This is a genomic window from Cupriavidus sp. 2SB, assembly GCF_005503625.1.
In the GTDB taxonomy this organism is placed as follows: domain Bacteria; phylum Pseudomonadota; class Gammaproteobacteria; order Burkholderiales; family Burkholderiaceae; genus Cupriavidus.
Map to the genome: position 1 here is coordinate 1 of NZ_SCMX01000146.1, position 5,407 is coordinate 5,407.

Annotated in this window: 2 tRNA genes and 3 rRNA genes; all 5 read left to right on the forward strand. The window is 53.1% G+C overall.

Annotated features, from left to right (window positions below):
- The first annotated feature begins 215 nt into the window (after positions 1 to 215).
- A 16S ribosomal RNA gene (locus FFS21_RS31490) occupies positions 216 to 1,747 on the forward strand.
- A 64-nt stretch (positions 1,748 to 1,811) separates the two neighbouring features.
- Positions 1,812 to 1,888: transfer RNA gene (locus tag FFS21_RS31495), tRNA-Ile, on the forward strand.
- 8 nt (positions 1,889 to 1,896) lie between these two features.
- Positions 1,897 to 1,972 (forward strand) — tRNA-Ala (locus FFS21_RS31500).
- Positions 1,973 to 2,260: 288 nt separating this feature from the next.
- Positions 2,261 to 5,141: ribosomal RNA gene (locus FFS21_RS31505) — 23S ribosomal RNA — on the forward strand.
- A gap of 126 nt (positions 5,142 to 5,267) precedes the next feature.
- Positions 5,268 to 5,380 (forward strand): 5S ribosomal RNA (gene rrf, locus FFS21_RS31510).
- Together the 16S, 23S and 5S rRNA genes with 2 tRNA genes alongside form the textbook arrangement of a ribosomal RNA operon.
- Positions 5,381 to 5,407 lie beyond the last annotated feature (27 nt).

A 5,407-nucleotide genomic window follows, 5' to 3' on the forward strand; every position in this document is an offset into this window, starting at 1 on the left:
TGTTCTTTAACAACCAAACAACCGATAAGTGTGGGCGCTTGATGGCGAACGCCGCTGAGGACTTCGGGTTCTTAGTGTTGCTTCAAAAGTATCAAGTGCTCGCACAGTAAAACATGTTCGATTGTTCTTCGGAGCAGTCGAGTCAGTTTTCTGAGAGTGAGCGACCGCTCGAAAGAGCGAGACCTGTAGGGAAACCGAAGGGTCACACAGAGATTGAACTGAAGAGTTTGATCCTGGCTCAGATTGAACGCTGGCGGCATGCCTTACACATGCAAGTCGAACGGCAGCACGGACTTCGGTCTGGTGGCGAGTGGCGAACGGGTGAGTAATACATCGGAACGTACCCTGTTGTGGGGGATAACTAGTCGAAAGATTAGCTAATACCGCATACGACCTGAGGGTGAAAGTGGGGGACCGTAAGGCCTCACGCAGCAGGAGCGGCCGATGTCTGATTAGCTAGTTGGTGGGGTAAAGGCCCACCAAGGCGACGATCAGTAGCTGGTCTGAGAGGACGATCAGCCACACTGGGACTGAGACACGGCCCAGACTCCTACGGGAGGCAGCAGTGGGGAATTTTGGACAATGGGGGCAACCCTGATCCAGCAATGCCGCGTGTGTGAAGAAGGCCTTCGGGTTGTAAAGCACTTTTGTCCGGAAAGAAATCGCTTCGGTTAATACCTGGGGTGGATGACGGTACCGGAAGAATAAGCACCGGCTAACTACGTGCCAGCAGCCGCGGTAATACGTAGGGTGCGAGCGTTAATCGGAATTACTGGGCGTAAAGCGTGCGCAGGCGGTTTTGTAAGACAGGCGTGAAATCCCCGAGCTCAACTTGGGAATTGCGCTTGTGACTGCAAGGCTAGAGTATGTCAGAGGGGGGTAGAATTCCACGTGTAGCAGTGAAATGCGTAGAGATGTGGAGGAATACCGATGGCGAAGGCAGCCCCCTGGGACGTCACTGACGCTCATGCACGAAAGCGTGGGGAGCAAACAGGATTAGATACCCTGGTAGTCCACGCCCTAAACGATGTCAACTAGTTGTTGGGGATTCATTTCTTCAGTAACGTAGCTAACGCGTGAAGTTGACCGCCTGGGGAGTACGGTCGCAAGATTAAAACTCAAAGGAATTGACGGGGACCCGCACAAGCGGTGGATGATGTGGATTAATTCGATGCAACGCGAAAAACCTTACCTACCCTTGACATGCCACTAACGAAGCAGAGATGCATCAGGTGCCCGAAAGGGAAAGTGGACACAGGTGCTGCATGGCTGTCGTCAGCTCGTGTCGTGAGATGTTGGGTTAAGTCCCGCAACGAGCGCAACCCTTATCTTTAGTTGCTACGCAAGGGCACTCTAGAGAGACTGCCGGTGACAAACCGGAGGAAGGTGGGGATGACGTCAAGTCCTCATGGCCCTTATGGGTAGGGCTTCACACGTCATACAATGGTGCGTACAGAGGGTTGCCAACCCGCGAGGGGGAGCTAATCCCAGAAAACGCATCGTAGTCCGGATCGTAGTCTGCAACTCGACTACGTGAAGCTGGAATCGCTAGTAATCGCGGATCAGCATGCCGCGGTGAATACGTTCCCGGGTCTTGTACACACCGCCCGTCACACCATGGGAGTGGGTTTTGCCAGAAGTAGTTAGCCTAACCGCAAGGAGGGCGATTACCACGGCAGGGTTCATGACTGGGGTGAAGTCGTAACAAGGTAGCCGTATCGGAAGGTGCGGCTGGATCACCTCCTTTCCAGAGGCTTGTGTTCACAAGTCAAGCGTTCACACTTATCGGTTTGTTTGAGTGTTACAGCCAAGGGTCTGTAGCTCAGGTGGTTAGAGCACCGTCTTGATAAGGCGGGGGTCGTAGGTTCAAGTCCTACCAGACCCACCAAGTTATCCGGGGGATTAGCTCAGCTGGGAGAGCACCTGCTTTGCAAGCAGGGGGTCGTCGGTTCGATCCCGTCATCCTCCACCACTTACCTTGGGGTAGTTGTCAAAGACCAGGATTCAGAGGTTCTGAATTTTAGTCTTTGGCTATTGCTATCGGATCTCACCAAGTGGGATCTGGCTGTTCTTTAACAATATGGGATGTAGTAAAGGTGTCGTGAAGCGTTGATGAGACGCTGCAGTACAAAACACGATACCGGGTTGTGATTGTATCAACCAAAATGTATTTAAGTGATCGAAAGATGACTTGGAATACGGCACAAACGCGAGAACTCAGACCTATAGCGGTGTCTTGAATGAGACACACTCGTTATAGGGTCAAGCGAACAAGTGCATGTGGTGGATGCCTTGGCGATTACAGGCGATGAAGGACGCGGTAGCCTGCGAAAAGCTTCGGGGAGCTGGCAAACAAGCTTTGATCCGGAGATGTCCGAATGGGGAAACCCGGCCCTTATGGGTCATCCCTGACTGAATACATAGGTCAGGGAAGCGAACGCGGCGAACTGAAACATCTAAGTAGCTGCAGGAACAGAAATCAACCGAGATTCCCAGAGTAGTGGCGAACGAAATGGGAAGAGCCTTGTACTCTTTAGCAGCGTTGTTAGCAGAACGGGATGGAAAGCCCGGCCATAGCAGGTGATAGCCCTGTATGCGAAAACAGCATTGTGGAACTAGGTGTACGACAAGTAGGGCGGGACACGTGAAATCCTGTCTGAAGATGGGGGGACCATCCTCCAAGGCTAAATACTCGTAATCGACCGATAGTGAACCAGTACCGTGAGGGAAAGGCGAAAAGAACCCCGGGAGGGGAGTGAAATAGATCCTGAAACCGCATGCATACAAACAGTCGGAGCCTGGAAACGGGTGACGGCGTACCTTTTGTATAATGGGTCAGCGACTTACATTCAGTGGCAAGCTTAACCGGTTAGGGAAGGCGTAGCGAAAGCGAGTCCGAATAGGGCGTTGAGTCGCTGGGTGTAGACCCGAAACCAGATGATCTATCCATGGCCAGGTTGAAGGTGCGGTAACACGTACTGGAGGACCGAACCCACTAACGTTGAAAAGTTAGGGGATGAGCTGTGGATAGGGGTGAAAGGCTAAACAAATCTGGAAATAGCTGGTTCTCTCCGAAAACTATTTAGGTAGTGCCTCGTGTGTCACCTTCGGGGGTAGAGCACTGTCATGGTTGGGGGGTCTATTGCTGATTACCCCGCCATAGCAAACTCCGAATACCGAAGAGTGCAATCACGGGAGACAGACATCGGGTGCTAACGTCCGGTGTCAAGAGGGAAACAACCCAGACCGCCAGCTAAGGTCCCCAAGATTGGCTAAGTGGGAAACGAAGTGGGAAGGCTAAAACAGTCAGGAGGTTGGCTTAGAAGCAGCCACCCTTTAAAGAAAGCGTAATAGCTCACTGATCGAGTCGTCCTGCGCGGAAGATGTAACGGGGCTAAGCCAGTCACCGAAGCTGCGGACGCACATTTATGTGCGTGGTAGGAGAGCGTTCTGTAAGCCTGTGAAGGTGTCTTGTAAAGGATGCTGGAGGTATCAGAAGTGCGAATGCTGACATGAGTAGCGATAAAGGGGGTGAAAGGCCCCCTCGCCGTAAGCCCAAGGTTTCCTACGCAACGTTCATCGGCGTAGGGTGAGTCGGCCCCTAAGGCGAGGCAGAGATGCGTAGCTGATGGGAAGCAGGTTAATATTCCTGCACCGTCGTATGATGCGATGGGGGGACGGATCGCGGAAGGTTGTCCGGGTGTTGGAAGTCCCGGTCCCTGCATTGGAGAAGGCGCTTTGGCAAATCCGGGCGCGGGATTCAAGGATGTGGGGCGAGCGGCTTTATGCTGCGAAGCAATCGGAAGTGGTTCCAAGAAAAGCCTCTAAGCTTCAGTCATACGAGACCGTACCGCAAACCGACACAGGTGGGCGAGATGAGTATTCTAAGGCGCTTGAGAGAACTCGGGAGAAGGAACTCGGCAAATTGGTACCGTAACTTCGGGATAAGGTACGCCCTGGTAGCTTGACTGGCCTGCGCCAGAAGGGTGAAGGGGTTGCAATAAAATGGTGGCTGCGACTGTTTAATAAAAACACAGCACTCTGCAAACACGAAAGTGGACGTATAGGGTGTGACGCCTGCCCGGTGCCGGAAGATTAAATGATGGGGTGCAAGCTCTTGATTGAAGTCCCGGTAAACGGCGGCCGTAACTATAACGGTCCTAAGGTAGCGAAATTCCTTGTCGGGTAAGTTCCGACCTGCACGAATGGCGTAACGATGGCCACACTGTCTCCTCCCGAGACTCAGCGAAGTTGAAGTGTTTGTGATGATGCAATCTCCCCGCGGCTAGACGGAAAGACCCCATGAACCTTTACTGTAGCTTTGCATTGGACTTTGAACCGATCTGTGTAGGATAGGTGGGAGGCTTTGAAGCGTGGACGCTAGTTCACGTGGAGCCGTCCTTGAAATACCACCCTGGTTTGTTTGAGGTTCTAACCTTGACCCGTGAATCCGGGTCGGGGACAGTGCATGGTAGGCAGTTTGACTGGGGCGGTCTCCTCCCAAAGTGTAACGGAGGAGTTCGAAGGTACGCTTGGTACGGTCGGACATCGTACCTAAAGTGCAATGGCAAAAGCGTGCTTAACTGCGAGACCGACAAGTCGAGCAGGTGCGAAAGCAGGACATAGTGATCCGGTGGTTCTGAATGGAAGGGCCATCGCTCAACGGATAAAAGGTACTCTGGGGATAACAGGCTGATACCGCCCAAGAGTTCATATCGACGGCGGTGTTTGGCACCTCGATGTCGGCTCATCTCATCCTGGGGCTGTAGCCGGTCCCAAGGGTATGGCTGTTCGCCATTTAAAGAGGTACGTGAGCTGGGTTTAAAACGTCGTGAGACAGTTTGGTCCCTATCTGCCGTGGGCGTTGGAATCTTGACGGGGGCTGCTCCTAGTACGAGAGGACCGGAGTGGACGTACCGCTGGTGTACCTGTTGTCTCGCCAGAGGCATCGCAGGGTAGCTATGTACGGAAGAGATAACCGCTGAAAGCATCTAAGCGGGAAACTCGCCTGAAGATGAGGATTCCCTGGAGGCTTGACCTCCTTGAAGGGTCGTTCGAGACCAGGACGTTGATAGGCTGGGTGTGGAAGCGCAGTAATGCGTTAAGCTAACCAGTACTAATTGCCCGTAAGGCTTGATCCTATAACCAGTGTGTTTTACCTGGTGTCTGTGATCCGCCTTGTGCCCAAGGTCGACACAACACAACCCAACCTTTACTACACCCAATTCGCCCGCGTTGACACTCGTCAGCGCAGGCAACCCCTTATGCCTGGTGACCATAGCGAGTCGGAACCACCCCTTCCCATCCCGAACAGGACCGTGAAACGACTTTGCGCCGATGATAGTGCGGATACCCGTGTGAAAGTAGGTCATCGCCAGGCTCTTATGCCCCAAAACCCCTCGACAGC